Source organism: Sphingomonas sp. DC4900, assembly GCF_049896485.1.
Classification (GTDB): Bacteria; Pseudomonadota; Alphaproteobacteria; order Sphingomonadales; family Sphingomonadaceae; genus Sphingomonas; species Sphingomonas aquatilis.
The window spans coordinates 106,283-131,674 of record NZ_JAFCUK010000008.1 but is presented as its reverse complement, the minus strand read 5'-3'; the positions used below and the strand labels follow the sequence as shown (position 1 = coordinate 131,674).

Below are 25,392 nucleotides of genomic sequence, written 5' to 3'. Positions count from 1 at the left end.
CGGCGCGTGGGTAATCAGACGCGGCGACGCTTCGACGGACGCACACCGTTGTGCGGGATCGAGGTGACGTCGCGGATCGAGGTGATCTGGAAACCGACCGCCTGCAGCGCGCGCAGCGCCGATTCGCGGCCCGAACCCGGACCCTTCACCTCGACCTCGAGGGTGCGGACGCCGTGCTCGGCGGCCTTCTTGCCGGCGTCTTCCGCGGCCACCTGAGCGGCGTACGGGGTCGACTTGCGGCTGCCCTTGAAGCCCATCATGCCGGCGGACGACCACGAAATGGCGTTGCCCTGCGCGTCGGTGATGGTGATCATGGTGTTGTTGAAGCTGGCGTTCACATGCGCGACGCCGGCGGTGATGTTCTTGCGTTCGCGACGGCGAAGACGCTGCGGTTCACGTGCCATGGATTATGTCCTGACCTTAACTAGCTGAAACGCCGGGCGATCGTTGCCGACCAGCTTCCGGCGGAGAAGGAAGCGCGCAGGCGCTTACTTCTTCTTCCCTGCGATCGGCTTCGCCTTGCCCTTGCGGGTGCGCGCATTGGTGTGCGTGCGCTGGCCGCGGACCGGCAGGCCCTTGCGGTGACGCAGACCACGGTAGCAGGCGAGATCCATCAGGCGCTTGATGTTCATCGCGGTTTCGCGACGAAGGTCACCTTCCACGGTGTGATCGGCGTCGATCGTCTCGCGGATCTGCAGCACTTCCTGATCGGTCAGGTCCTGAACGCGGCGCTCGGCGGCGATGTTCAGCTTTTCCGTGATTTCCTTGGCCTTGGCCGGGCCAATGCCGTGAATGTACGTCAGCGCGATCACCACGCGCTTGTTGGTCGGGATATTGACACCCGCGATACGTGCCATGAAACGTTTCTCCTAGCTCCACAGGGTTTGGCATGGCCGCACAAACCCCATCTCGTCGCATCTTCCGAGCAACACCTGCCCTGTACGCATGCACGCGACGCGCGCCAACAGGCGCCGCCGGGACCGGTGCTTCGGAAGGACAGGCAGGTAGGCGCGCGCAAACGCCCTGTCAAGCGAGCGGTTCCGCATTCGCCCGCACCTTCCTTAGCCCCACCCACCAGCGGCGGATGGCGATCGCCGTCCAGAGCAGCTCCACCGCGCCGAACGGCCAGGCACCCTGCAGGAACCCATAGGCCGAGCTGAGCAGGCAGCCGAAGGCGAAGCCCAAAGTCCACCACGGCGACCGCTCTTCCATCAGGTAGCACAGCAGCATGAACAGGATGGCGAACAGGCCGAACAGATTGAGCGCAGTCATGCCGATCGCTGTACCGCTTTGCGACGCCGAGGCCAGCCGTTAACCTTTTGGTGAGCATGTTGGCGGCATCGTTCCTCAGGTCAGTCCGAGGAAGATGTCATGGCCCTGTCGCAACACGCTTATGCCCGCCTCGTCCGTCAGGTGCGGGCGCCGGCTCCCGTCGCTGCGCCATGGGTCGCGCCGTCGCTGAGCGAACTGGTCGCGCGGATTGAGGCCGCCCTCGCGACGCGCCGGGCGGCGTAAGGGCCTACTTTCCTTACCGTATATACGCCGTTCGCCCTGAGCCTGTCGAAGGGCGCCTACCCACGAGCGATCCGCTTGCGGTGAGGCGCCCTTCGACAGGCTCAGGGCGAACGGGTTACGGGAACTGGTAGAGGACGCGGTAGCGCCCCCCTTAAAGCGGTAGCGCGCGCCCTCACACCAGCGGGAAAGGCGCCTTTGCGGTGAACGCCATCAGCAGCAGCATACCGGACAAGCCGGCGGACAGGCCGACCAGCAGATAGCCGACATATTGCAGCATCGGCGGATTGGGCCGCTTCAGCTTGGCGTTCCGGGCCGCGCCCTGGAACACAAAGCTCATCAGCATGCCATAGGTGAAAACGATGGCCCCCAGCATAACGCTCCTTCTTGCCGTCTCCGGCGCAAAAGCCCCACATGCAGCCCCCCGGCCGCGTCCTGCCCGACACACTAAGCGCCGCGCCCTGACAAGTGGTTAACCATCGGCGGTGGGGAAAACGCGACGAGTGGGCGGATCGGCCCCGTGGTCAGGTCCGCGTCACTGGCAGCACGATCCGCGCGATCAGGCCCGGCGCGTTGTCGGCGAGTTCGAACCGCCCGTCGTGCAAGCGTGCGACCGCCTCGATCAGCGCCATGCCGAGGCCCGCCCCCGGTGTGGTGCGCGCCGCGTCCAGCCGTCCGAAGCGCTTCAGCGCCTGTTCGCGATCCGCCTCGGCGATCCCTGCGCCACGATCCTCGACCTGGATCGCCATCTCCGTCGCGTGCCGTTCCAGCCGCAGCGTCAGCGCGCCGCCATCGCCGGCATGTTTCAACGCATTGTCGATCAGGTTGCCGATCGCCTGGCTCAGCAATTCGCGGTGGACGCGCATCACCGGCGCCGAGTCGTCGATCGCGACGGTGAAGACCAGCCCCGCATCCTCCGCGACCGGTTCGTAGAGATCGGCGATCTCGCGCACCAGTTCGGCGGGCGCCACCTCGGTGAAGCGGTCGCGCGACACGGATTCGGATCGGCTGATCTCGATCACCATGGTCAACATGCGCATCACGAGGTCGGTTTCGGTGAGCAGCCCGCCCAACGCCGCCTCGCGCGCCTGCGGATCGGCGATCAGCACCGCCTGCTCGGTCTTCGTCCGCAGACGCGCGAGCGGGGAGCGTAGGTCGTGCGCGAGGCTGTCGGTGACGACGCGCAGTTCGACCATCAGCCGTTCGAGTTTCGAAAGCATCTGGTTCAACCGATCTGCCAATCGATCGAAGGCATCGCGATGCGCGGGCGTCAGCGGCACGCGCCGCGACAGGTCGCCTTCGCTCACCGCCTCCACCACCGCGGCGATGCGCGTCAACCGCCGGCCGACGTAGCGCGCGAGGATCAACGCCGCGACCACCCCGAGCAACAGCGACAGCAGCACGGCGATCACCAGTGCATCCTCGATCGCACGACGCTCGGTATCCACCACGTCGAGTCGGCGACCGGCGAACAGCCAATGGTCGCCGATTGGGCGCAGCACATAGCCGATGCCGTCGCGCGTGGTCGGCGAAACGACATCGCCGATTCGGAACGCAGTGGGCAGCAAGGCCGGTGACAGACCGGGGGGCAGCGCGCCCGCAACCGTCCGGCCCTTGCGATCCAACACCGCGATAAAGAAGGAACTGTCGTCGCCCGTATGGGCCTGGGCGGTCGCCGCCACCACCGGCGGCAGCCCCCCGATGCGGTAGAGCGCGCGCATCGCCTCGGCATGTTCGATCGTGTCGCGGCGCACCGTGTCGACGACCACCGCATCGGTCTGTTTCCAGACGAATCCGAGCAGCACGATATTGGCGGCCAGCGTCAACAGGATCGACAGCAGGGCGATACGGGCGGTGACGGACAGGCGCATGGCTCGCCCTATCGCATCCGGCGTTCAGCGGACAGTCCGGGACGGCCCCTTGCCAAGGACAGCCGCTACCGGCCGAACTCAGGCGGGGTCGGCCGCCAGACGGTAGCCCGCGCCGCGCACGGTGTGGAGGATCGGGGTGGGGAAGCCTTCCTCCAGCTTGCGGCGGAGGCGACCGATGTGGACGTCGACCACGTTGCTGCCGGGATCGAAATGGTAGTTCCAAATCTTCTCCAGCATCATCGTACGCGTCACCACCTGCCCCGCATGCCGCGCAAGGAATTCCAGCAGGTTGAATTCGCGTGCGCCGAGCGGGATCGACCGGCCGGCGCGGGTGACGGCGCGGGAGAGCAGGTCGATCTCCAGGTCGCCGACCGACAGGCGCGTCTTGGTCGGCTCCGCCCCGGCGCGGTCCGACCGGCGGACGAGCGCTTCGATCCGGGCCGACAGTTCGGCGAACGAGAAGGGCTTGCAGAGGTAATCGTCTGCACCTGCCTTCAGGCCGTCGACGCGGTCGTCCACGGCGCCCAGCGCGGACAGGATCAGCACCGGCGTATCCAGCCCCGCCGCGCGAATCGCGCTGACCATGGCGAGGCCGTCGAGGCCCGGCAGCATGCGGTCGGCGATGATGAGGTCGAAGATGCCCTCGCTGGCGAGGAACAGACCGTCACGCCCGTCATGCGCGGCTTCGACCGCGTAGCCGGCTTCGGACAGGCCCTTGGCGAGATAGGCCGAGGTCGACGCATCGTCTTCGACCACCAGGATCTTGCGGGTCATGCGCGCTCCTTTCGCCTGTCTGCAACCGTCTGCCTTCAAACGGGAACGGCCGGCGGAAAGCAAGCCCTCCGCCGGCCGCCACGGCACCCCCGGGAGTGTCGGGCGCCGATCTCGTCGAACCGTTCGGCCGCGTGGCGGCCACGGGTTCGGTGTACGGAATGCGAGGTGGAGGGGCGATGACCGCGACATGACAATTGCGTCATTTGCAGGCGATCGCTCCCCCCCTCCCGTCATTCCCGCGAAGGCGGGAATCCATAACCTCCGAGCTCACGGCCCTTGCGAAGACCTGCGCGTCTGGATTCCCGCCTTCGCGGGAATGACGGCATGTCCGGCAAACGAAAAAGGGCGGCCCGATCGGACCGCCCTTCCCTCATTCCAACGTCAAACCGCTCACTCGCCGTCGAGGATCGTCGCGATCTCGTTCGCGACATGCTCGATGTCGGCCATGCCGTTGACCCGCTGCACCAGGCCGCGCGCCTGGTAGATCGGCAGGATCGGCGCGGTCTTGGCGCGATATTCGTTCATCCGCGTCCGCACGGTTTCGGCATTGTCGTCCGGCCGGCGCTTGAACTCGGTCGAGCCGCACACGTCGCAAACGCCGGCGACCTTGGGCAGCTTGAACCGATCATGATACCCCTCGCCGCACTTGGCGCAGGTGTAGCGACCCTCGACGCGCTCGATCAGCGCAGCCTCGTCGACCTCCAGCTCGATGACATGATCCAGCGTCATGCCGCGCGCTTCGAGCAGCGAGTCGAGCGAAGCAGCCTGCGCCGCGGTGCGCGGATAGCCGTCGAAGATCGCGCCCCCGCCGACACCCTGGTCCAGCCGCTCGCCGATCAGCGCCGAGACGATGTCGTCCGACACCAGCTCGCCCGCATCCATCACCGCCTTCGCCTGCAGCCCGACGGGCGAGCCCGCCTTCACCGCAGCGCGCAGCATGTCGCCGGTCGACAGCTGCACCATGCCGCGCGAGGCCATCAGCCGCTGCGCCTGGGTGCCCTTGCCCGCCCCCGGCGGCCCGAGAAGGATGATGTTCACGCGTGTCCCCTTGTCGTCGGTGCAATCGTCGTCGCGGCGTTAACGCAGGCGTCCGCCCTTCAGCTTCGCCTTCTTGATGAGGTCGCCATACTGATGCGCCAGCAAATGGCTCTGGATCTGCGTCACCGTGTCCATCGTCACGTTGACGACGATCAGCAGGCTCGTGCCGCCCAGATAGAAGGGGATCGACAGTGCCGAGACCAGATATTCCGGCAGCAGGCAGATGATGACCAGATAGGCCGCGCCGATCACCGTGATGCGCGTCAGCACATAGTCGAAATAGGTTTCGGTGTTCTTGCCCGGGCGGATGCCGGGAATGAACCCGCCATAGCGCTTCAGATTGTCCGCGGTCTCTTCCGGATTGAAGACGACGGCGGTGTAGAAGAACGAGAAGAAGATGATGCCGGCGGCGTAGAGCGCCATGTACACCGGCTGGCCGTGCGCCAGATACTGGTTGAGCGCGATGATGAAATCACCCCACTTCGACTGGCCCGCGACGCGCTGGCCGGCGAACTGCGAGATCGTCAGCGGCATCAGCAGCAGCGACGAGGCGAAGATCGGCGGGATCACGCCCGCGGTGTTGATCTTCAGCGGCAGGTGGCTGCGATCCGCCTGCATGCCACGCTGCGTCTGGCGCTTCGGGTACTGGATCAGGATGCGACGCTGCGCACGCTCCATGAAGCAGATGAACAGGATCAGCGCGACGACCGCGACGATAATGCCGATCAGGCGCACCGCATCGATCGAGCCCGAGCGGCCGCCTTCCAGCAGGTTGACCAGCGTGGTCGGCAGGTGGGCGACGATGCCCGCCATGATGATGAGCGACACGCCGTTGCCGATGCCGCGGCTGGTGATCTGCTCACCCAGCCACATCAGGAACATCGTACCGCCGATCAGGCTGATGACCGCCGCGATGCGGAAGGTCATGCCCGGCTCGATCACCGCCTGCACGCCATTCGTCGCCGACAGCGCTTCGAGGCCGACGGCGATGAAATAGCCCTGGATCGCGGTGAGCGCGACCGTGCCGTAGCGGGTGTACTGATTGAGCTTCTTGCGGCCCGATTCGCCTTCCTTCTTGATCGCGGCGAGCTGCGGCGACAGCGAGGTCGACAGCTGCACGACGATCGACGCCGTGATGTACGGCATCACGCCCAGCGCGATCAGCGACATGCGGCTGAGCGAGCCACCGGAGAAGGTGTTGAAGAAATCGAGCACGCCGCCCGTGGTGCGCTGGCTCAGCAGGCCCAATGCGGTCGGATCGATGCCCGGCAGCGGCACGTAGGACAGCAGGCGGAAGACGATCAGCGCGCCGATCGTAAACCACAGCCGCTTTTTAAGGTCGGTCGCCTGCGCGAATTTCGCGAGGCTGATGCTTTGCGCCATCTGGTCGGCTGCGGATGCCATGCGTGTCGGTGTCCTGAAACGAAAACGGCGGGTAAGCGTTTGTCCGCCCCCGCCGCTCATATAGGCGCTACGCGCGCCTTGTCTAATCGCGACGCCCCTCGTTTCTCATCCCTTCGTCTCCCCGGGGTCGTTGTCCCCGGGTCCATTCGCCCGCCGCAGTGTCGCCAGCGGGCCGATGGATGCCAGGCCAAGCCCGGCATGACGAAGGATGAGACGAGAGCGGCTTACGCCTTGAACGACGCCTTCTTTTCCTGGCGCGCCTTATAGGCGACGCCCTTCTTGGCAGCGGCCTTCTCCGACGCCGGGACGACCGTCGGGATGTCGAGCGAGCCACCGGCCTTTTCGATCATCTCACGCGCACCGGCCGAAACGCCCGCGACGTGGAACGACAGCTTGGCGGTCAGGTCGCCCTTGCCGAGCACGCGCACGCCGTCCTTGCCGCCACGGACGAGACCGGCCGCCTTCAGCGCCGCCTGGTCGATCGTGCCCTCGGCCGACAGCTTGCCCGAATCGATCGCCTTCTGGATCGCGCCGGTGTTCACCGTGGCGTAGTCCTTGGCGAAGATGTTGTTGAAGCCGCGCTTCGGCAGACGCATGTGGAGCGGCATCTGACCGCCCTCGAAGCCGGCGATGCTAACGCCTTCGCGGCTCTTCTGACCCTTGACGCCGCGGCCGCCGGTCTTGCCCTTGCCCGAGCCGATGCCGCGACCGACGCGGATCTTGGACTTACGGGCACCCTGGTTGTCGCGGAGTTCGTTGAGCTTCATGATATGCACTCGCTTTCGCTTGTTACGCGCTGATGGATTGGAAGCCGGCGCGCATAGCGGCATCGCCCTCCCTTGTCACGTGCTTTCAGCGCGACGGCGCCCGCGGCAGCAGACGCGGCAGCCAGCGCTCCACAGCCCAGGCGAGCACGACCAGCAGCACCGCCGCCAGCGCAAAGCCCCCTGCCCCCTTGGCACGCTGCCAATCGACCAGCAGCGGCATGTGCAGGACATAGAGGCCATAAGAGATGCTCGCGACCCCGGACCAGAGCGCCGGCGACCACGCACTGGCCCGCGCCATCCACCGGCCGGCCGGACCGAACATCACCGCGACCACGACGGCGGCCACCACGAAATGCCGCAGCGGCAAGATCGGATAGAGGCCGATCCCATATCGCGGCTGCACCAGCGCCACCACCAGCGCGACGCCGCAGAGCGCGATCAGCCACGCCAGCGGCACCGCGATCGCCCGGACGGCCCGCTCTCCATCGAGATAGGCCTGCGCTGCCATCGCGCCCGCCCACCACAAGGGATAATAAGCGATCACCAGCGCCAGATGGTTCGGCACCATCGCGAACAGCGCATAGGCTCCGCAGCCGATCGCGCCCACCGCATGCGTCGTCAGCGCCGGCCGCTTGGTCCATAGCGCCAGTGTTGGGGGGAAGATGATGTAGAAGGCGATCTCATACGACAGCGACCACAACGGATCGTTGCCTAGATACGGATCGGCCCACACCCCGGGTTTGAGCGTCGACACGTCCTGCACCGCCAGCAAGGTGCCGATCAGCCGCCCCGCATCGAAATACCGCGCGAGCGTGCCATTGTCCCAATAGACGAGCGTCGAGACGATCATCGCCACGATCAGCGGCGGATAGATGCGCCGCACGCGTCGCCACGCATAGCCGCGCGGCGACAGGGCCCGGACACGTTCGTTCGCGAAGATCACGAAGCCGCTCAGCAGAAAAAAGACGATCACCGCCTCCTGCCCGAAGCGCAGCAGGGGGCCGGTCGGTCCCGGGAAACCGTAGCCTTTGGCGACATGGTGCGCGACGACGTACAACGCGGCGCAGGCGCGCGCGGCATCGAGCAGCGCGCGGACGCGGGGGCTCAGCGCGGGGGGCTGCGGCTTGGCGCTCATCGAAGCCGGTCGCGCAAACGTCGTGCAGGGATCATGCGACTAGGTGGCACAGATCGCTGCCCTTTGCCCATAGGATGGATTGCGCGATCTCGGGCACCAGGCATCGAAACGCAGCTGGACGCCAGCTCCACCCGTCATCCCCGCGAAGGCGGGGATCCATCTACGCTAACCTTGCGATTATGGGACTAACGCTGGCGCCACGGAATGCTCATCTCCGCAGGAATGCCCACTGGATGAGTGGCAGCGGGCGATGGCACCATGCGCCTGAGCTTGTTGGTGATCACCGATGACAAAGGCGATGGCACCACGCCACGCGAGCCCCCTCCACCAAACAAAAAAGGGGCCGGCGAACCGACCCCTTCTTTCTGTCCATCGAAACGCGAGGGCTCAGCCCTGCACTTCGACCATATGCTGGACCTTGCGGATCATGCCGCGCACTTCGGGGCTGTCTTCCAGCTCCGAGACCTTGTGCATCTTGTTAAGGCCAAGGCCGATCAGCGTCGCGCGCTGATCCTTCGTGCGGCGGATCGGCGAACCGGTCTGCTTGATCTTGATCGTCGCCATGTCGCGTTACTCCGTGACGGCCGCTGCGTCCGCCTCGGCGGTCTGCGAACCACCGCGGCCGAGCAGGTCGGCGATCTTCTTGCCACGACGCTGTGCGACCGACTTCGGCGAAGTCTGTTCACCCAGCGCTTCGAACGTGGCGCGGATCATGTTGTAGGGGTTCGACGTGCCGACCGACTTGGTCACGACGTCCGCGACGCCGAGCGATTCGAAGATCGCGCGCATCGGACCGCCGGCGATGATGCCGGTGCCCTGCGGCGCCGAGCGCAGCGTCACGCGACCGGCACCGAAGTGGCCGTTGCCGTCATGATGCAGCGTGCGGCCGTCCTTCAGCGGAACGCGAACCATCGCCTTCTTCGCCGAAGCGGTCGCCTTCGAAATGGCTTCCGGCACTTCGCGTGCCTTGCCATGACCGAAGCCGACGCGGCCCTTGCCGTCGCCCACGACGACCAGCGCTGCGAAGCCGAAGCGCTTGCCGCCCTTCACCGTCTTCGAGACGCGGTTGATGTGAACCAGCTTCTCGATCAGCTCTTCGCCGCCGTCATCCTGGCCACCACGACGATCGTCGCGACGACCGCCACGGCCGCCGTCACGGCCACCGCGATTGCCGCCCGGACCACCGGGACCACGACCGCCGCCACGGCCGCCACGCGGACCGCGACCACCGCCCGGACCGCCGAAGCCGCCCTGGCCCTGCTGCGCGTCCTGGGGCGCGCCTTCAGCCGCTACGGGCTGCACGTTGTTTTCGTCAGCCATCGTCAGAACTCCAATCCGGCTTCACGCGCGGCTTCCGCCAGCGCCTTGACACGGCCGTGGAACAGGAAGCCGCCGCGATCGAACACGACCTGCGTCACGCCCGCTGCCTTCGCCGCTTCCGCCACGCGGGTGCCGACTGCGGTCGCTGCCGCAATGTTGGCGCCCGAGGTGCCGCGCACGTCCTTTTCCAGCGTCGAGGCCGACGCCACGGTCTTGCCGGCGACGTCGTCGATGACCTGGGCATAGATGTGCTTGCCCGAGCGATGGACCGACAGCCGCGGACGGGTGCCGGCACGCGCCTTCAGCGCGGTACGATTGCGCCGACGGCGCTTCGCGAACAGAGAAAGACCCTTGGTCATTACTTCTTCTTCCCTTCCTTGCGGAAGATGAACTCGCCGTCGTACTTGATGCCCTTGCCCTTGTACGGCTCCGGCTTGCGCCAGCGGCGGATCTCGGCGGCCAGCTGGCCGACCTTCTGCTTGTCCGCGCCGCTGATTTCGACGGTGGTGGCGTCCGGCGTCTTCACCTCGATGCCTTCCGGCACGTCGATGTTGACGTCGTGGCTGTAGCCGAGCTGCAGCTTCAGGGTACGACCCTGGGCCGCGGCGCGATAGCCGACGCCGGTGATGAGCAGCTTCTTGGTGAAACCGTCGGTGACGCCCGTCACCAGGTTCTGCACCATCGTGCGCTGCATGCCCCAGAAGGCGCGGGCGCGCTTGGTGTCGTTGGCCGGCTGCACCGAAATGCCGCCGTCTTCGAGCGTGTAGCTGATCTCGTCACGCAGCGGCATGGTGAGGGTGCCCTTGGGGCCCTTCACGCTGATGATGCCGTCGTTGATCGTCGGGGTCACGCCAGCCGGTACGGTGACCGGCTTCTTACCGATGCGGCTCATCAGAACACCTCCGCGAGCACTTCGCCGCCGACGTTCTGCTCACGCGCTTCCGCGTCCGAGAGAACGCCACGCGGCGTCGAGACGATGGTGATGCCGAGGCCGTTGCGGACGCGGGGGAGTTCCTGCGAGCCGGAATAGACGCGGCGGCCGGGCTTCGAAACGCGCGCGACGTGCTTGATCGCCGGCTGGCCTTCGAAATACTTCAGCTCGATGCGGACGCCGGCGGCCGGGCCCATCTGTTCGTCGCTGTAGCCACGGATGTAGCCTTCGCGCTGCAGCACGTCGAGGACGCGCAGACGCAGCTTCGACGCGGGCGAAAGGACGCTGTCCTTCTTCGCGCGCTGGCCGTTGCGGATGCGGGTGAGCAAATCACCCAGGGGATCGGTCACTGCCATGATAAATCCTTACCAGCTCGACTTGGTCAGGCCGGGGATCATGCCCTTGTTGGCCAGATCACGCAGCATCACGCGAGCAAGACGGAACTTGCGATAATATGCGCGCGGACGACCGGTGATCTCGCAGCGGTTGCGGATACGGGTCGGGTTCGCGTTGCGCGGCAGTTCCGCCATCTTGAGGCGAGCGATCAGACGCTCGTTCTCGTCCAGGCTCTTGTCGTTTGCCTGGGCCTTCAGCTTCGCAAGCTTGGGAGCATATTGCTTTACCAGCTTCTTGCGACGCTCGTTCTTGTTGATCGAACTCAGTTTCGCCATGGACTTAAGCTCTCTTCCTTACTTCAGGGAAGCCAGACCGCTCACGCGGCCTGCTTCTGCTGCTCAGCCTCGGGCTGAGGGAACGGGAAGCCGAACAGGCGGAGCAGCTCGCGCGCCTCGTCGTCCGTCTTCGCGGTGGTGGTGACGATCACGTCCATGCCGCGCACCTTGTCGATGCGGTCATAGTTGATCTCGGGGAAAATGATCTGTTCCTTAATGCCGCAGGCATAGTTGCCGCGACCGTCGAAGGACTTGGGGTTCAGACCACGGAAGTCGCGCACGCGGGGCAGCGCGATCGTGATGAAACGGTCCAGGAACTCGTACATGCGCTCGCGACGCAGCGTCACCTTGACGCCAATCGGCATGCCTTCACGCAGCTTGAACTGCGCGATCGACTTCTTGGCCTTGGTGATCACCGGCTTCTGGCCCGCGATCAGCTCCATTTCCGACGCGGCCTGATCGACGCGCTTCTTGTCCTGGGTCGCTTCGCCAACGCCCATGTTCAGCACGATCTTCTCGATCCGGGGGATCTCGTTGACGTTCTTGTAGCCGAACTTGTCGACCATCGCCTTGATGATCGTGTCTTCGTAAATGCCCTTCATCCGGGGCTTGTAGGCATCAGCCATCGATCTTCTCCCCGGACTTCACGGCCACGCGGACCTTCTTGCCGTCCTGCGTCTCGAAACGGACGCGGGTGGGCTTGCCGTCGGCGGTCACGTGCGCGACCTTCGAGATGTGCATCGGCGCTTCGGTGCGCTCCAGGCCACCCTGCGGGTTCGCCTGGGTCGGCTTGCGGTGACGGGTCGCGACGTTGACGCCCTCGACCACGACCTTGCCGTCCTTCGGCATGGCGACGGTCACGGTGCCGGTCTTGCCCTTGTCCTTGCCGGACAGGACGATGACGCGATCGCCCTTCTTGATCTTCGCGGCGGCCATTACAGCACCTCCGGCGCCAGAGAGATGATCTTCATGTGCTTCTTGCCACGCAGCTCGCGCACGACCGGGCCGAAGATACGGGTGCCGATCGGCTCCTCGTTCTTGTTGACTAGGACGGCGGCGTTGCCGTCGAAGCGGATGGTCGAACCATCGGCACGATGAATGTCCTTGGCGGTGCGAACGATGACCGCGCGATGCACGTCACCCTTCTTTACCTTGCCGCGGGGCTGCGCTTCCTTGATCGACACGACGATGATGTCGCCGACCGATGCCGTGCGGCGCTTCGAGCCACCCAGCACCTTGATGCACTGCACCCGCTTCGCGCCGCTGTTGTCAGCGACGTCGAGATTGGATTGCATCTGGATCATTGATCCATTTCCTTCTCGTCAATGGGGTGGATACCGACCCAACCCCGCCTAAAACAATGACCCCGGCGCAGCGGACTGCACCGGGGGAGCGGCCCTGTAACCGCTCCGCTGGCAGGACGCAAGCCCTGCCCTTGCCATCCGCCGGCACGATGGCCGGCGGCGTGACTTATGCGTCGACGTCGACCCGTTCCGGCGTCGCATGGGTGTTCACCCGATCGATCACCTTCCAGGTCTTCAGCTTCGAGATCGGCGCAGTCTCTTCGATGCGCACGGTCTCGCCCTGCTTGTACTCGTTCGCCTCGTCATGGGCGTGGTACTTCTTCGAACGGCGGATGATCTTGCCGTAGAGCGGGTGCTTCACCTTACGCTCGACGTTCACAACCACCGTCTTGTCGCCCTTATCGGAGACGATCAGTCCGGTCAGCACGCGCTTCGGCATGTGCTAATTCCTTACTTGGCGGCCGCGGCGCGGGTGCGCTGCGACTGCAGGGTCTTGATCCGCGCGATGTCGCGACGGACTTCACGCACGCGGCTCGACTTTTCGAGCTGGTTCGTCGCCGCCTGGAAGCGGAGGTTGAACTGCTCGCGCTTCAGCTGGCCGAGGTTCTCGGCGAGCTGATCGTCGCTCTGGCTGACGAAATCGGTCTTGGCCATCTTACTCGCCTCCGAGGTGCGAGGTGTCGCCCAGGCGGGCAACGACCTTGGTCTTGATCGGGAGCTTCATCGCGGCGCGCTCGAACGCCTCCGCGGCGATCTTGCCCTCGACCCCGTCCAGCTCGAACAGGATCCGGCCCGGCTTGACGCGGGCGGCCCAGAATTCCGGCGAACCCTTACCCGAGCCCATGCGGACTTCGGCAGGCTTCGACGAAACCGGCACGTCCGGGAACACGCGGATCCACAACCGGCCCTGACGGCGGATGTGACGCGTGATCGCGCGGCGGGCCGCTTCGATCTGACGGGCGGTGATCCGGTCCGGCTCCATCGCCTTCAGGCCGTACGACCCGAAGTTCAGGCTGGTGCCGCCCTTTGCATCGCCATGGATGCGGCCCTTGAAGGCCTTGCGGAATTTGGTGCGCTTTGGCTGCAACATGGTGTGTCAGTCCTTAACGACGGTCGTCACGAGCCGGACGGACGCCGGAGGTCTGAGCCTCCATCATCAGCCGGTCGGTCGCCATCGGGTCATGGCCGAGGATCTCGCCCTTGAAGACCCAGACCTTCACGCCGCACACGCCATAGGACGTGTGGGCTTCGGCCTCGGCATAGTCGATGTTCGCGCGCAGCGTGTGCAGCGGAACGCGACCTTCGCGATAGCTCTCGGTACGAGCGATCTCGGCGCCGCCAAGACGGCCACCGCACATCACCTTGATGCCGTCGGCACCCAGGCGCATCGCCGACTGCACGGCGCGCTTCATGGCGCGGCGGAAGGCGATACGACGCTCGAGCTGGTCGGCGATGCCCTGCGCGACGAGGCGCGCGTCGATTTCCGGCTTGCGGATTTCGACGATGTTCAGCGACACGTCGGACTTGGTCATCGCGCCGAGCGTCTTGCGCAGCTTCTCGATGTCCGAGCCCTTCTTGCCGATGATCACACCGGGACGGGCAGCGAAGATCGAGATGCGGCACAGCTTGGCCGGACGCTCGATCACCACCTTCGAGATCGCCGCCTGCGGCAGCGTCTTCACGATGTACTGGCGGATCTTCAGATCCTCCAGCAGCAGCTGGCCATAGTCATGGCCCTCGGCGAACCAGCGGCTGTCCCAGGTCCGGTTGATCTGGAGCCGCATGCCGATCGGGTTGCTCTTGTGACCCATTATGCTTCTTCCTGCTCGCGCACGACGATGCGCAGACGGCTGAACGGCTTCAGGATGCGGGTGGACTTGCCACGGCCGCGGGTCGCGAAGCGCTTCATGGTGATCGACTTGCCGACCGACGCCTCGGCGACGACGAGCGCGTCAACGTCGAGGTTGTGGTTGTTCTCGGCATTGGCGATGGCCGAAGCCAGGACCTTGCGCGCGTCGACCGCCATCGCCTTCGTCGAGAAGGAGAGGATGTTCATCGCATCGCCGGCCTTCTTGCCGCGGATGAGGCCAGCGACCAGGTTCAGCTTCTGCGCCGAGCCACGGATCTGGGTGCCGACCGACAGGGCTTCCTTGTCGCCGACCTTACGGGGGGATGCAGGCTTGCTCATCAGCGCTTGCCCTTCTTGTCAGCGGCGTGACCCGGGAAGTAGCGCGTCGGCGCAAACTCACCCAGCTTCATGCCGACCATGTCTTCATTGACCGACACCGGCACGAACTTGCGGCCGTTGTAGACGTTGAACGTGAGGCCGACGAACGACGGCAGGATGGTGGAACGACGCGACCAGGTCTTGATCGGCGCGCGGCCACCGGCATCCTGCGCGGTTTCCGCCTTCTTCAGAAGGCTCAGTTCGACGAACGGGCCCTTCCAGACTGAACGAGCCATGGTTTAGCCCTTCCTCTTGGTCGAATGACGCGACCGGATGATCATCTTGTCGGTCGACTTGTTGTGACGGGTGCGCGCACCCTTCGTCGGCTTGCCCCAAGGCGTGACCGGATGACGGCCACCCGAGGTCCGGCCTTCACCACCGCCGTGCGGGTGGTCGACCGGGTTCTTCGCGACACCGCGGGTCAGCGGACGCTTGCCCATCCAGCGCGAACGACCGGCCTTGCCCAGGTTCTGGTTCTGGTTGTCCGGGTTCGACACCGCACCGACCGTCGCCATGCACTCGCCACGGATGTAGCGCTGCTCGCCCGAGTTCAGGCGGACGATGACCATGCCGCGGTCACGACCGACGACCTGCACGTACGTGCCGGCCGAACGGGCGATCTGACCGCCCTTGCCCGGCTTCATCTCCACGTTGTGGACGATGGTGCCGACGGGGACCTGACCGATCTCCATCGCGTTGCCCGGCTTGGTGTCCGTCTTCTTGGCGGCGATGATCTTGTCGCCCGGCGCCAGACGCTGCGGCGCGATGATGTAGGCCAGCTCTTCGTCGGCATACTTCACCAGCGCGATGAACGCGGTGCGGTTGGGGTCATATTCCAGCCGCTCGACAGTGCCCTCGACGTCCCACTTGCGACGCTTGAAGTCGACGTAGCGGTACTTCTGCTTGTGACCGCCGGCGATGCCGCGCGAGGTCACATGGCCCTTGTTGTTGCGACCGCCGCTCTTGCGCTTGCCTTCGGTAAGCGCCTTGACCGGCTTGCCCTTCCACAGGGAGGACTTGTCGACGAGGACGAGGCCGCGCTGCGCGGGCGTCGTCGGGTTGTAATGCTTGAGTGCCATGACCCTTAGATCCCCGTCGTCACGTCGATGGACTGGCCGTCCTTCAGGGTGACAATGGCCTTCTTCATGTCGGAGCGCTGGTACGGAGCGCCCTTCCACTTCTTGGTCTTGCCCTTCTGGACGATCGTGTTCACGCCGGTCACGGTGACGTCGAAGAGCGCTTCGACGGCAGCCTTGATCTGCGGCTTGGTCGCATCGCCTGCGACCTTGAAGACGACGGCGTTATGCTCGGAGAGCAACGTCGCCTTTTCGGTGATGTGCGGCGCGACGATCACGTCATAATGACGGTTGTCGACGGCCTTCTGCTGCTTAGCCATTAAAGCGAGCCTCCAGCTTTTCGACCGCCGCGCGGGTCAGCACCAGCGTGTCAGCCTTCAGGATGTCATAGACGTTGGCACCAGCCGACGGCAGGACGTTGATGCCGTGCAGGTTGCCGGCGGCCAGCGCGAAGCTCGTCTCGACGGCGTCGCCGTCGATCACCAGCGCGGTCTTGCCGAAGCCGACCTTGGCGAGATCGCCGACCAGCGTCTTCGTCTTGCCGTTCTCCACCGCCAGGCTGTCCATGACGATCAGCGAGCCGGCCTTCGCATGGCTCGACAGAGCCATCTTGAGACCGAGGGCGCGAATCTTCTTGTTCAGCGACGGATTGAAGTCGCGGACGCGGGCGCCGTGCGCCTTACCACCGCCGACGAACACCGGAGCGCGGCGATCGCCGTGACGGGCCACACCGCCGCCCTTCTGGCGACCGAGCTTCTTGCCCGAACGGGCGACATCGGCGCGCTCACGCGTGCCGCGTGCCGTCTCGCGACGCTTTTCCAGCTGCCAGGTCACGACGCGGTGCAGGATGTCGGCACGCGGATCGAGGCCGAAGACCTCGTCGTTGAGCTCGACGTCCGCCGCAGCGGTGCCGGCGAAGGATTGAACCTTGACCTTCACGTTCAGCCCTCCTGGCCGTCGGTCGCTTCCGGCGCGCTCGTCTCAGCGGGCGTGTCGGCGGCGGTGTTGCTGTTGGCAGCCTGCTTCAGGCTGGCGGGATACGGGGTGTCGGCGTGCGCCTTCACCTTGACGGCGTCCTTCACGAACAGCCAGCCGCCCTTCGAACCGGGCACCGAGCCCTTCACGAAGATCAGGCCGCGCTCGACGTCGGTGCCGACGACTTCCAGGTTCTGCTGGGTGCGGTTCTTGTCGCCCATGTGACCGGCCATCTTCTTGTTCTTGAAGACGCGGCCCGGATCCTGACGGTTACCCGTCGAACCGTGCGAACGGTGGCTGACCGAGACGCCGTGCGTCGCGCGCAGACCGCCGAAGTTCCAGCGCTTCATGGCGCCGGCAAAGCCCTTACCCTGGGTACGACCCTGGATGTCGACCAGCTGGCCGGCAACGAAGTGGTCGGCGGACAGTTCGGCGCCGACGTCGAGGAGGTTGTCCTCGGTCACGCGGAACTCGCAGACGACCGCCTTGGGCTCGACTTCGGCCTTGCCGAAGTGGCCGCGCTGCGGCTTGGCGACATTCTTGGCCTTGGCGACGCCAGCACCGAGCTGGACGGCGGTGTAGCCATCACGATCCATTTCGCGACGGGCGACGACCTGAACGCCTTCGAGCTGCAGGACGGTGACGGGCACGTGGCGGCCGTCGTCCTGAAACAGGCGGGTCATCCCCATTTTCTTCGCGATCACGCCGGTACGCATGATCCTGCACTCCTTTTACAGAGGCACGCCGGGACCATTCCCGAACGTGCGTGCGACCCTTCCGAAGAAGGATCATCCAACCCGTGTGTAACTGCGTCGGCCCCGTCCCGGGCTGGATGCCCCCGTTGCCGGGGACGTGACGGGAGACGCTGGCCCGGCTCCGTAGAGCCGGCGGTATCTCGTGTCTGTCAGGGGCCCCGCGAGGCGGGGTTCCCAACCGGCTGCCACCGCATCACGCGGAAAACAGCAAACCCGCGGGACTCACGTCAACCGCGGGGATGCGGGCCATTACGCCAGCTTGATCTCGACGTCAACGCCAGCGGCGAGGTCGAGCTTCATCAGCGCATCGACCGTCTGCGGGGTCGGCTGCACGATGTCGAGCATGCGCTTGTAGGTGCGCACTTCGAACTGCTCGCGCGACTTCTTGTCGATGTGCGGGCCGCGGTTGACGGTGAACTTCTCGATGCGGGTCGGCAGCGGAATCGGGCCGCGGATGAGCGCGCCGGTGCGACGCGCGGTGTCGGCGATATCGCCGGTCGCCTGGTCGAGAACGCGATGGTCGAACGCCTTGAGGCGAATACGGATGTTGCTGTCCATGATCCCTACCGATGCGAGGAGCACGACCCCGGCCGTCTCCACCGCGGTGATGCGGAGGACTCGTGCCGCAGGTGCTGGACCGGCGGGATGAGATCCCACTGAAACAGCGGGACGACGAGAAAGAGCCGAAACTCAATAAAACTGAAGGGCGGCCCAATACGGCGGCCCTCATAAAAAGGCAACAGCCCGACTCTCCTTTTTTAGGAGAGCCGGGCTGCTGCTGTTCCGGTCGGCGCGGGGAAGACCCCCGCGCCATCTGGTTCTTACTTGTCGATCGCGCTCACGACGCCCGCGCCGACGGTACGACCGCCCTCACGGATGGTGAAGCGCTGGCCGACGTCCATGGCGATCGGCGCGATCAGCTTGATGCCGAGCGCGATGTTGTCGCCAGGCATGACCATCTCGGTGCCCTCGGGCAGCTCGACGGTGCCGGTCACGTCCGTGGTACGGAAGTAGAACTGCGGACGATAGTTCGCGAAGAACGGGGTGTGACGGCCGCCTTCTTCCTTCGACAGCACGTACACTTCCGACTTGAAGTCGGTGTGCGGCTTGATCGAACCCGGCTTGCAGAGCACCTGGCCACGCTCGACTTCGTCACGAGCGACGCCACGGATCAGCGCGCCGACGTTGTCGCCCGCCTGGCCCTGGTCGAGCAGCTTGCGGAACATTTCGACGCCGGTGACGGTGGTCTTGCGGACTTCCGGGTGGATGCCGACGATTTCGACTTCTTCACCAACCTTGATGATGCCGGTTTCGACACGGCCGGTGACGACGGTGCCGCGACCCGAGATCGAGAACACGTCTTCGATCGGCATCATGAACGGCTTGTCGAGCGGACGCTCCGGCTGCGGGATGTAGTCGTCGACGGCGGCCATCAGCTCGAGCACGGCTTCCTTGCCGAACTTGTCGTTCGAGCCCGACAGCGCGCAGGTCGCCGAACCCTTGATGACGGGGATGTCGTCGCCCGGGAATTCGTACGAGCTGAGCAGCTCGCGGATTTCCAGCTCGACCAGCTCGAGGATTTCCTCGTCGTCGACCAGGTCGACCTTGTTCATGAACACGACCATCGCCGGCACGCCGACCTGACGGGCGAGCAGGATGTGCTCGCGGGTCTGCGGCATCGGGCCGTCGGTCGAGGACACGACCAGGATCGCGCCGTCCATCTGGGCGGCACCCGTGATCATGTTCTTCACGTAGTCGGCGTGACCCGGGCAGTCGACGTGCGCATAGTGACGGTTGGCCGTCTCATACTCGACGTGCGCGGTCGAGATGGTGATGCCGCGAGCGCGCTCTTCCGGAGCCTTGTCGATGTTTTCGAAATCGACCTTTTCCGACAGACCCTGGTCGGCCAGCACCTTCGTGATCGCTGCGGTCAGCGAGGTCTTGCCATGGTCGACGTGACCGATGGTGCCGATGTTGAGGTGCGGCTTGTTCCGCTCGAATTTTGCCTTAGCCATTTTCCTACCTTCTGATTCGAATTCGGTGCCGCCGGGGGGCTACGCGAACGCGGCCCTTTAGCGGGAGTTTGTGGGTAATGCCAGCCCTTGTCGGGCAGGGCCGACGCGGAAGTGAATTCCGCGTCGTCGGACGGGCTCGACTATGTCGACCCGCCGGCCGGCCTTGCGGCGACTTAGGGCCAAGCGTGCTTGGCCCTATGCGCCTCAGGCCATCTTCGCCTTCACTTCGTCTGCGACGTTCTGCGGCACTTCGTCATAGTGCGAGAACTGCATCGAGTAGCTGGCGCGGCCCTGCGTGAACGAGCGCAGCGAGTTCACGTAGCCGAACATGTTCGCCAGCGGAACCATCGCGGTCACCGCCTGCGCGTTGCCGCGCGTGTCGGTGCCCTGGATCTGGCCACGACGCGAGTTCATGTCGCCGATGACGTCGCCCAGATAGTCCTCGGGGGTGACGACCTCGACCTTCATGACCGGCTCGAGCAGCGTGATGCCCGCCTTCTGGGCGCCCTCACGCATCGCACCGCGCGCGGTGATTTCGAACGCCAGCGCCGACGAGTCGACGTCGTGGTACGCGCCGTCATACAGCGTGATGTCGAAGTCGATGATCGGGAAGCCGACCAGCGAACCCGTCGCCGCCGTCTCGCGGAAGCCCTTTTCGATCGCGGGGATATATTCGCGCGGAATGTTACCGCCCTTGATCTCGTCCTTGAAGACGATGCCCGCGCCGCGCTCGCCCGGCGTCAGCTTCACCTTCACGCGACCGAACTGGCCGGTGCCGCCCGACTGCTTCTTGTGCGTGTAGTCGATGTCCACGGCCTTCTTGAGGTATTCGCGATACGCCACCTGCGGCGCACCGACGTTTGCCTCGACCTTGAACTCGCGCTTCATGCGGTCGACGAGGATCTCGAGGTGGAGTTCGCCCATCCCCTTGATGATCGTCTGGCCCGATTCGTGATCGGTCGACACGCGGAACGAGGGATCCTCGGCGGCCAGGCGGTTGAGCGCGATGCCCATCTTTTCCTGGTCGGCCTTGGTCTTCGGCTCCACCGACAGCTCGATGACCGGCTCGGGGAATTCCATGCGCTCCAGGATGATCGGGTGCGCCGGATCGCAGAGCGTGTCGCCCGTCGTCGTTTCCTTGAGACCCGCCAGCGCGACGATGTCGCCCGCACGCGCCTCTTCGATGTCCTCACGCGAGTTCGCGTGCATGAGGAGCATACGGCCGATCTTTTCCTTCTTGTCCTTCACCGAGTTCAGGTAGCCGCCCTTGACCAGGACGCCCGAATAGATGCGCGCGAAGGTGAGCGAGCCGACGAACGGATCGTTCATGATCTTGAACGCCAGCGCCGAGAAGGGCGCTTCGTCCGACGACGGACGCTCGTCCGGCGTTTCGCCGTCGAGCTTGACGCCGTTGATCGCCGGCACGTCGAGCGGGCTCGGCAGATAGTCGACGACCGCGTCGAGCAGGGGCTGCACGCCCTTGTTCTTGAACGCCGAGCCGCAGACGACCGGCACGAACGCCATCGACAGCGTACCCTTGCGGATCAGCGCCTTCAGCGTCTTCGTGTCGGGCTCGTTGCCCTCGAGGTACGCTTCCATCGCCTCGTCGTCCTGCTCGACGGCGAGTTCGATCAGGTCGTTGCGATACTTCGCCGCCTTCTCGACCATGTCGGCCGGAATGTCCTGATATTCGAACTTCGCGCCCAGCGACTCTTCGAGCCAGATGATCGCGCGGTTCTCGACCAGGTCGACCAGGCCCTTGAAGCCGCCCTCGACGCCGATCGGCAGATACAGCACCGCCGGCTTCGCACCCAGACGATCGATGATCGAATTGACGCAGAAGTAGAAGTCGGCGCCGGTGCGGTCGAGCTTGTTAACGAAGCACATGCGCGGCACGCCGTACTTGTCGGCCTGACGCCACACGGTTTCCGACTGCGGCTCGACGCCAGCAACGCCGTCGAAGCAGGCGACCGCGCCGTCGAGGACGCGCAGCGAACGCTCGACTTCGATCGTGAAGTCGACGTGGCCCGGCGTGTCGATGATGTTGATCAGGTGCTCAGGGCCCTGACCCTCTTCGGCCTTCCACTTGCAGGTGGTGGCGGCCGACGTGATCGTGATCCCGCGCTCCTGCTCCTGCTCCATCCAGTCCATCGTCGCGGTGCCTTCGTGCACTTCGCCGATCTTGTAGGACTTGCCGGTGTAATAGAGGATGCGCTCGGTCGTGGTCGTCTTGCCGGCGTCGATGTGCGCCATGATGCCGATATTGCGATAGCGCTCGAGCGGATGGCTGCGGGCCATGATCGTGATTTCCTTAGAGATATGGGGAGCGCAGCTTTCGCCGGCTCCCCATGATATAGTTTAAAAGCGGTGCGCTTCCAAGCCTTACCAGCGGTAGTGCGAGAACGCCCGGTTCGCTTCCGCCATGCGGTGCGTGTCTTCGCGCTTCTTCACCGCGTTACCGCGGTTGTTGGCGGCATCCATCAGCTCGCCCGAGAGGCGGGCCGACATGGTGTTCTCGCTGCGGGCACGCGCCGCGGCGATGAGCCAGCGGATCGCGAGCGCCTGGGCGCGCTCCGGACGGACCTCGACGGGGACCTGGTAGGTCGCACCACCGACGCGGCGCGAACGCACTTCGATGCCCGGCTTGATGTTGTTCAGCGCGTCGTGGAACACGCCGATCGGCTCGCGCTTCGCGCGCTGCTCGACGGTTTCCAGAGCACCGTAGACGATGAGTTCTGCGACGGACTTCTTGCCGTCCAGCATCACCGAATTCATGAACTTCGACAGAACCTCATCCCCGAACTTGGGATCAGGCAGGATGACCCGCTTTTCGGGACGACGACGACGTGCCATTTCAAAAACCTTTCAAACTTCAGCCTTCTGGACGAGCCTCTCGGGAGGCCGACCGGCTTACTTCGGACGCTTGGCGCCGTACTTGGAGCGGGACTGGCGGCGATCCTTGACGCCCTGCGTGTCGAGCACGCCGCGCAGGACGTGGTAGCGCACGCCGGGAAGATCGCGCACACGGCCGCCGCGGATGAGCACCACCGAGTGCTCCTGCAGGTTGTGGCCTTCGCCCGGGATGTACGAAATGACTTCGCGACTGTTGGTCAGGCGGACCTTGGCCACCTTGCGAAGCGCCGAGTTCGGCTTCTTCGGGGTCGTCGTGTAGACGCGGGTGCAGACGCCGCGCTTCTGCGGGTTCTGCTCCATCGCAGGGACCTTCGACTTGGCCTTCTGCGGGTCGCGGCCCTTGCGGACCAGCTGGTTGATCGTCGGCATGAAGCCTTCACCTCGTATATGGGTTACTTTGCTGGAGCCATCACAGCACTTCGGAATACAAAAAGGGACGCGGACGGCGAAACGCCACCCCGGCCCCACAACTTTTGCATCCAGCAATGTTCAAGCTTGCCCACCGGATCGCTCCGATGGAACGGGCGGGCCTATACGCAGAGTCGGGCCGGCGGTCAATCCGGGGCGCTCCGGGCACGCTATCGTACGGGCACGATGACGCCTTAACCACGCGGCAACCGGTCCGGGTGCAGAACAGGGCCATGCCGCCGTTCCGTCATGCCCCTCCCCCCATGCCGGTCGCGGCGCTTGCGAGCGCGGCGCTGATGGCGGGTCTGTTGCCCGATACCGGCTGGAGCGACGCTTTGGCATTGCTGGCCATCACCGCCGCGCTGTTCGCCGCGCACGAATGCCGCCATCGCGACATGGTGATCGCCGCGGCGCTGGGCGTCGCCTTGTCCCCGGCGGGGCTGCTGCTGGCGCCGCTATGCCTCGGCCTCGCCATCGGCCGCGGCGCGATCCGACACCTGCCCGTGGCTGCCGTCATCGGGCTGCTGGTCGCCACCCGCCTGCCATGGACCGTGCCGGCCGCCCAGCTGCCGAATCTGGCGCTACTCCCCGCGGCATGGCCGGCAAGCCTCGCTTTGGTCGCCGCAATCGGCGTCGGCGCGAGTGCGTGGCTGGCGGCACGCGGCTCCATCACCCGTCCGGCCACCTTGTTCGCCGAAGCCCGCTTAGGAATCGTCGTGCTGGCCATGCTCCTGCCTCTGCCGCCGGGCGTCCTCGGCTTCGTGGTGATGATCCTTGCCCTCCCCCTGTCGACCCCCGTCCGCTGCCACGCGGCGAACGACAATGTCGTCGTGCGCCGCCCGATCCGCCTCGCCGCCTGACGCATTCGCCCCCCGCGCCGTCTTTCGTCACACGAGCCGCTTGCGGTTTCGCCCGGACAGCGCTAGAGGCCGCCCCCGGCTGCAGGAGTGTAGCTCAGTTGGTAGAGCATCGGTCTCCAAAACCGAGGGCCCACGGTTCGAGTCCGTGCACTCCTGCCAGTTCGCCACCGAACGGCGAACACGCGCATCGCGACGAACACTTCGAAAAATAAGACTGACAGATGAATGATCTGTCATAATCCTTGACGAAGGTTGTTTACGCCGCCGTCGGGCATCCCTACACGCGCCCGCATCATGGATGAAGCGACCCGCCACACCCTCGTCATTGCGATCATCGCGGTTCTGCTTCTGATCGGCACGCCGGTGCTCATCCTGAAGTTGCGCAAGCGCAAGCGGGACAAGCTGCGGCGGCGCGGGATCAAACGCTACGGCCATTGATCGTGCGAGGCAGGCGGGCCGCCCTTGCGTTCGGCGCCCCGTACGGCTATTTGCGTAGGCCATCCGACAGCTGAGGACGGGCAGCGCCGGTTTCCCATCATGGGAAAGCGGCGGAAGGCTCATGCCCCGGCGGTACGGATTTTCGTGATTCCAGCGGGTTTCTGAGAAAAACAGTGGCAAAGACGACCCCCATCGAATTCATCCGCCAGGTTCAGGCCGAAACCAAGAAGGTGGTCTGGCCGACCCGGCGCGAGACGATCATGACGGGCGTCATGGTGGTCATCATGACGACCATCCTCGCGCTGTTCTTCCTGGGCGTCGATACGTTCTTCAACGCGGTCGTCCAGGCGCTGCTCAAGCTCGCGAAGTAAAGGTTCAGGCAATGGCGCGCTGGTACATCATTCACGCCTATTCGGGCTTCGAGGGCAAGGTTCGCGACGCGATCATGGCAGAGGCGACGCGCCTCGGCCTGGAGCAGCTGGTCGAACAGATCGAGGTGCCGACCGAGACGGTGACGGAAGCCCGTCGCGGCAAGAAGATCGCGGTCGAGCGCAAGTTCATGCCGGGCTATGTGCTCGCCAAGCTGAACATGAACGACGACGTCTATCACCTCGTCAAGAACACGCCCAAGGTCACCGGCTTCCTCGGCAGCATGGGCAAGCCGCAGGCGATCAGCGAGGCGGAAGCCGCGCGCATGCTCAACAGCAAGGAAGAAGCGGCCGCCGCACCCAAGACCAAGATCAAGGTCGATTACGAGATCGGCGATGCGGTCAAGGTGCTCGAGGGTCCGTTCGCGAGCTTCAACGGCGTCGTCGAGGAACTCGATTTCGACAAGGCGAAGGTCAAGGTGTCGGTGTCGATCTTCGGCCGCGCGACCCCGGTCGAGCTGGACTTCGAACAGGTCGAACGCAGCAAGTAAGACCTGCCGGCGCCTGGCGCTGGCAATCTTGCAGAAACACACGGGAAAACCGGGGCTTAGGCTCCGGTTTTTTTGTGTT

At 65.1% G+C, this 25,392-nt stretch carries 39 protein-coding genes and 1 tRNA gene; 6 read left to right on the top strand and 34 right to left on the bottom strand.

The genetic code is table 11. From position 1 onward, the window contains the following. Positions 1-14 precede the first annotated feature (14 nt). From rpsK to ACP690_RS11135, 3 genes are all read right to left on the bottom strand, one after another. Positions 15-404 (bottom strand): 30S ribosomal protein S11, encoded by a 390-nt coding sequence (rpsK, locus tag ACP690_RS11145; protein WP_017979464.1) that lies wholly within the window; start codon positions 402-404, stop codon positions 15-17. An 84-nt stretch (positions 405-488) separates the two neighbouring features. After that, positions 489-857, bottom strand: coding sequence for a 30S ribosomal protein S13 (gene rpsM, locus ACP690_RS11140; protein WP_017979465.1), 369 nt, complete (start codon positions 855-857; stop codon positions 489-491). Positions 858-1,026: 169 nt separating this feature from the next. Beyond that, positions 1,027-1,272, bottom strand: coding sequence for a hypothetical protein (locus ACP690_RS11135; RefSeq protein ID WP_017979466.1), 246 nt, complete (start codon positions 1,270-1,272; stop codon positions 1,027-1,029). Between the two features lie 99 nt (positions 1,273-1,371). Between ACP690_RS11135 and ACP690_RS11130 the strand changes: the two genes are divergently transcribed. Next, complete coding sequence (locus ACP690_RS11130) at positions 1,372-1,515, top strand: hypothetical protein (RefSeq protein ID WP_426261088.1); 144 nt, start codon at positions 1,372-1,374, stop codon at positions 1,513-1,515. A 172-nt stretch (positions 1,516-1,687) separates the two neighbouring features. Here the strand turns inward: ACP690_RS11130 and ACP690_RS11125 are convergent, their stop codons facing one another. The 31 genes from ACP690_RS11125 to rpsL form a co-directional block, all read right to left on the bottom strand. Further along, complete coding sequence (locus tag ACP690_RS11125) at positions 1,688-1,888, bottom strand: hypothetical protein (RefSeq protein ID WP_017979468.1); 201 nt, start codon at positions 1,886-1,888, stop codon at positions 1,688-1,690. 148 nt (positions 1,889-2,036) lie between these two features. Continuing rightward, positions 2,037-3,383: a sensor histidine kinase gene (locus tag ACP690_RS11120; RefSeq protein ID WP_426261089.1), complete on the bottom strand. Its 1,347-nt coding sequence runs from the start codon at positions 3,381-3,383 to the stop codon at positions 2,037-2,039. Between the two features lie 78 nt (positions 3,384-3,461). Further along, positions 3,462-4,157, bottom strand: coding sequence for a response regulator transcription factor (locus tag ACP690_RS11115; protein ID WP_017979470.1), 696 nt, complete (start codon positions 4,155-4,157; stop codon positions 3,462-3,464). A 390-nt stretch (positions 4,158-4,547) separates the two neighbouring features. Further along, a complete protein-coding gene (locus ACP690_RS11110) occupies positions 4,548-5,195 on the bottom strand; it encodes an adenylate kinase (RefSeq protein ID WP_017979471.1) in 648 nt (215 codons plus the stop codon). Positions 5,196-5,234: 39 nt separating this feature from the next. Further along, positions 5,235-6,599: a preprotein translocase subunit SecY gene (secY, locus tag ACP690_RS11105; RefSeq protein ID WP_017979472.1), complete on the bottom strand. Its 1,365-nt coding sequence runs from the start codon at positions 6,597-6,599 to the stop codon at positions 5,235-5,237. A 224-nt stretch (positions 6,600-6,823) separates the two neighbouring features. Then, positions 6,824-7,366, bottom strand: a complete 543-nt coding sequence (rplO, locus tag ACP690_RS11100) for a 50S ribosomal protein L15 (protein WP_017979473.1) — start codon at positions 7,364-7,366, stop codon at positions 6,824-6,826. Positions 7,367-7,451: 85 nt separating this feature from the next. Then, positions 7,452-8,501: an acyltransferase family protein gene (locus tag ACP690_RS11095; RefSeq protein ID WP_426261090.1), complete on the bottom strand. Its 1,050-nt coding sequence runs from the start codon at positions 8,499-8,501 to the stop codon at positions 7,452-7,454. Between the two features lie 387 nt (positions 8,502-8,888). Next, positions 8,889-9,065 carry a 50S ribosomal protein L30 gene (gene rpmD, locus ACP690_RS11090; protein ID WP_017979476.1) on the bottom strand — a complete coding sequence of 59 codons (177 nt, stop codon included), beginning with the start codon at positions 9,063-9,065 and terminating at the stop codon, positions 8,889-8,891. Between the two features lie 6 nt (positions 9,066-9,071). Further along, complete coding sequence (rpsE, locus tag ACP690_RS11085) at positions 9,072-9,821, bottom strand: 30S ribosomal protein S5 (protein ID WP_426261091.1); 750 nt, start codon at positions 9,819-9,821, stop codon at positions 9,072-9,074. Between the two features lie 2 nt (positions 9,822-9,823). Next, on the bottom strand, positions 9,824-10,180 hold the full coding sequence (rplR, locus tag ACP690_RS11080) for a 50S ribosomal protein L18 (RefSeq protein ID WP_017979478.1): 357 nt from the start codon (positions 10,178-10,180) through the stop codon (positions 9,824-9,826). Continuing rightward, positions 10,180-10,713 carry a 50S ribosomal protein L6 gene (rplF, locus tag ACP690_RS11075; protein WP_017979479.1) on the bottom strand — a complete coding sequence of 178 codons (534 nt, stop codon included), beginning with the start codon at positions 10,711-10,713 and terminating at the stop codon, positions 10,180-10,182. The genes rplR and rplF overlap by 1 nt, the downstream gene beginning before the upstream one ends. Continuing rightward, entirely contained in the window at positions 10,713-11,108 is a 396-nt protein-coding gene (gene rpsH, locus ACP690_RS11070; RefSeq protein WP_017979480.1) for a 30S ribosomal protein S8, read from the bottom strand. Before rpsH ends, rplF begins: the two co-directional genes overlap by 1 nt. Positions 11,109-11,117: 9 nt before the next feature. Beyond that, positions 11,118-11,423, bottom strand: a complete 306-nt coding sequence (rpsN, locus tag ACP690_RS11065) for a 30S ribosomal protein S14 (RefSeq protein WP_017979481.1) — start codon at positions 11,421-11,423, stop codon at positions 11,118-11,120. A 41-nt stretch (positions 11,424-11,464) separates the two neighbouring features. After that, positions 11,465-12,049: a 50S ribosomal protein L5 gene (rplE, locus tag ACP690_RS11060; RefSeq protein ID WP_241891043.1), complete on the bottom strand. Its 585-nt coding sequence runs from the start codon at positions 12,047-12,049 to the stop codon at positions 11,465-11,467. Next, positions 12,042-12,359 (bottom strand): 50S ribosomal protein L24, encoded by a 318-nt coding sequence (rplX, locus tag ACP690_RS11055; RefSeq protein WP_017979483.1) that lies wholly within the window; start codon positions 12,357-12,359, stop codon positions 12,042-12,044. Before rplX ends, rplE begins: the two co-directional genes overlap by 8 nt. Next, a complete protein-coding gene (rplN, locus tag ACP690_RS11050) occupies positions 12,359-12,727 on the bottom strand; it encodes a 50S ribosomal protein L14 (RefSeq protein WP_017979484.1) in 369 nt (122 codons plus the stop codon). Before rplN ends, rplX begins: the two co-directional genes overlap by 1 nt. Positions 12,728-12,893: 166 nt before the next feature. Continuing rightward, entirely contained in the window at positions 12,894-13,166 is a 273-nt protein-coding gene (gene rpsQ / locus ACP690_RS11045; protein WP_017979485.1) for a 30S ribosomal protein S17, read from the bottom strand. Positions 13,167-13,177: 11 nt separating this feature from the next. Then, positions 13,178-13,381 (bottom strand): 50S ribosomal protein L29, encoded by a 204-nt coding sequence (gene rpmC / locus ACP690_RS11040; protein ID WP_017979486.1) that lies wholly within the window; start codon positions 13,379-13,381, stop codon positions 13,178-13,180. Position 13,382: 1 nt separating this feature from the next. Then, positions 13,383-13,817, bottom strand: a complete 435-nt coding sequence (gene rplP / locus ACP690_RS11035) for a 50S ribosomal protein L16 (RefSeq protein WP_017979487.1) — start codon at positions 13,815-13,817, stop codon at positions 13,383-13,385. Between the two features lie 13 nt (positions 13,818-13,830). After that, entirely contained in the window at positions 13,831-14,538 is a 708-nt protein-coding gene (rpsC, locus tag ACP690_RS11030) for a 30S ribosomal protein S3 (RefSeq protein ID WP_017979488.1), read from the bottom strand. Beyond that, entirely contained in the window at positions 14,538-14,915 is a 378-nt protein-coding gene (gene rplV / locus ACP690_RS11025; RefSeq protein ID WP_017979489.1) for a 50S ribosomal protein L22, read from the bottom strand. Before rplV ends, rpsC begins: the two co-directional genes overlap by 1 nt. Continuing rightward, on the bottom strand, positions 14,915-15,190 hold the full coding sequence (gene rpsS, locus ACP690_RS11020) for a 30S ribosomal protein S19 (RefSeq protein ID WP_017979490.1): 276 nt from the start codon (positions 15,188-15,190) through the stop codon (positions 14,915-14,917). Before rpsS ends, rplV begins: the two co-directional genes overlap by 1 nt. A 3-nt stretch (positions 15,191-15,193) precedes the next feature. Then, entirely contained in the window at positions 15,194-16,033 is an 840-nt protein-coding gene (gene rplB, locus ACP690_RS11015; protein ID WP_017979491.1) for a 50S ribosomal protein L2, read from the bottom strand. Positions 16,034-16,038: 5 nt separating this feature from the next. Further along, a complete protein-coding gene (locus ACP690_RS11010) occupies positions 16,039-16,350 on the bottom strand; it encodes a 50S ribosomal protein L23 (protein WP_017979492.1) in 312 nt (103 codons plus the stop codon). After that, a complete protein-coding gene (gene rplD / locus ACP690_RS11005) occupies positions 16,343-16,969 on the bottom strand; it encodes a 50S ribosomal protein L4 (protein ID WP_017979493.1) in 627 nt (208 codons plus the stop codon). Before rplD ends, ACP690_RS11010 begins: the two co-directional genes overlap by 8 nt. A 2-nt stretch (positions 16,970-16,971) precedes the next feature. After that, positions 16,972-17,721, bottom strand: coding sequence for a 50S ribosomal protein L3 (gene rplC, locus ACP690_RS11000; RefSeq protein WP_018250686.1), 750 nt, complete (start codon positions 17,719-17,721; stop codon positions 16,972-16,974). 288 nt (positions 17,722-18,009) lie between these two features. Further along, positions 18,010-18,318 carry a 30S ribosomal protein S10 gene (rpsJ, locus tag ACP690_RS10995; protein WP_007406109.1) on the bottom strand — a complete coding sequence of 103 codons (309 nt, stop codon included), beginning with the start codon at positions 18,316-18,318 and terminating at the stop codon, positions 18,010-18,012. Between the two features lie 263 nt (positions 18,319-18,581). After that, positions 18,582-19,775, bottom strand: coding sequence for an elongation factor Tu (gene tuf, locus ACP690_RS10990; RefSeq protein WP_017979495.1), 1,194 nt, complete (start codon positions 19,773-19,775; stop codon positions 18,582-18,584). A gap of 204 nt (positions 19,776-19,979) precedes the next feature. Further along, positions 19,980-22,073, bottom strand: a complete 2,094-nt coding sequence (gene fusA / locus ACP690_RS10985) for an elongation factor G (protein WP_043060690.1) — start codon at positions 22,071-22,073, stop codon at positions 19,980-19,982. Positions 22,074-22,157: 84 nt separating this feature from the next. Next, on the bottom strand, positions 22,158-22,628 hold the full coding sequence (rpsG, locus tag ACP690_RS10980; RefSeq protein ID WP_017979497.1) for a 30S ribosomal protein S7: 471 nt from the start codon (positions 22,626-22,628) through the stop codon (positions 22,158-22,160). Between the two features lie 57 nt (positions 22,629-22,685). Beyond that, positions 22,686-23,057: a 30S ribosomal protein S12 gene (rpsL, locus tag ACP690_RS10975; RefSeq protein ID WP_010185487.1), complete on the bottom strand. Its 372-nt coding sequence runs from the start codon at positions 23,055-23,057 to the stop codon at positions 22,686-22,688. Positions 23,058-23,329: 272 nt separating this feature from the next. On the opposite strand from rpsL, the gene ACP690_RS10970 reads away from it, so the two are divergent. The 5 genes from ACP690_RS10970 to nusG all read left to right on the top strand — a co-directional run bounded on the left by ACP690_RS10970 (position 23,330) and on the right by nusG (position 25,313). Then, a complete protein-coding gene (locus tag ACP690_RS10970) occupies positions 23,330-23,956 on the top strand; it encodes a hypothetical protein (RefSeq protein WP_426261092.1) in 627 nt (208 codons plus the stop codon). Between the two features lie 83 nt (positions 23,957-24,039). Then, positions 24,040-24,115 (top strand) — tRNA-Trp (locus ACP690_RS10965). Between the two features lie 135 nt (positions 24,116-24,250). Beyond that, positions 24,251-24,394, top strand: coding sequence for a hypothetical protein (locus ACP690_RS10960; protein WP_167509723.1), 144 nt, complete (start codon positions 24,251-24,253; stop codon positions 24,392-24,394). Between the two features lie 173 nt (positions 24,395-24,567). Next, complete coding sequence (secE, locus tag ACP690_RS10955; RefSeq protein ID WP_017979500.1) at positions 24,568-24,765, top strand: preprotein translocase subunit SecE; 198 nt, start codon at positions 24,568-24,570, stop codon at positions 24,763-24,765. A gap of 11 nt (positions 24,766-24,776) precedes the next feature. Continuing rightward, on the top strand, positions 24,777-25,313 hold the full coding sequence (gene nusG / locus ACP690_RS10950; RefSeq protein WP_017979501.1) for a transcription termination/antitermination protein NusG: 537 nt from the start codon (positions 24,777-24,779) through the stop codon (positions 25,311-25,313). Positions 25,314-25,392: the final 79 nt, after the last annotated feature.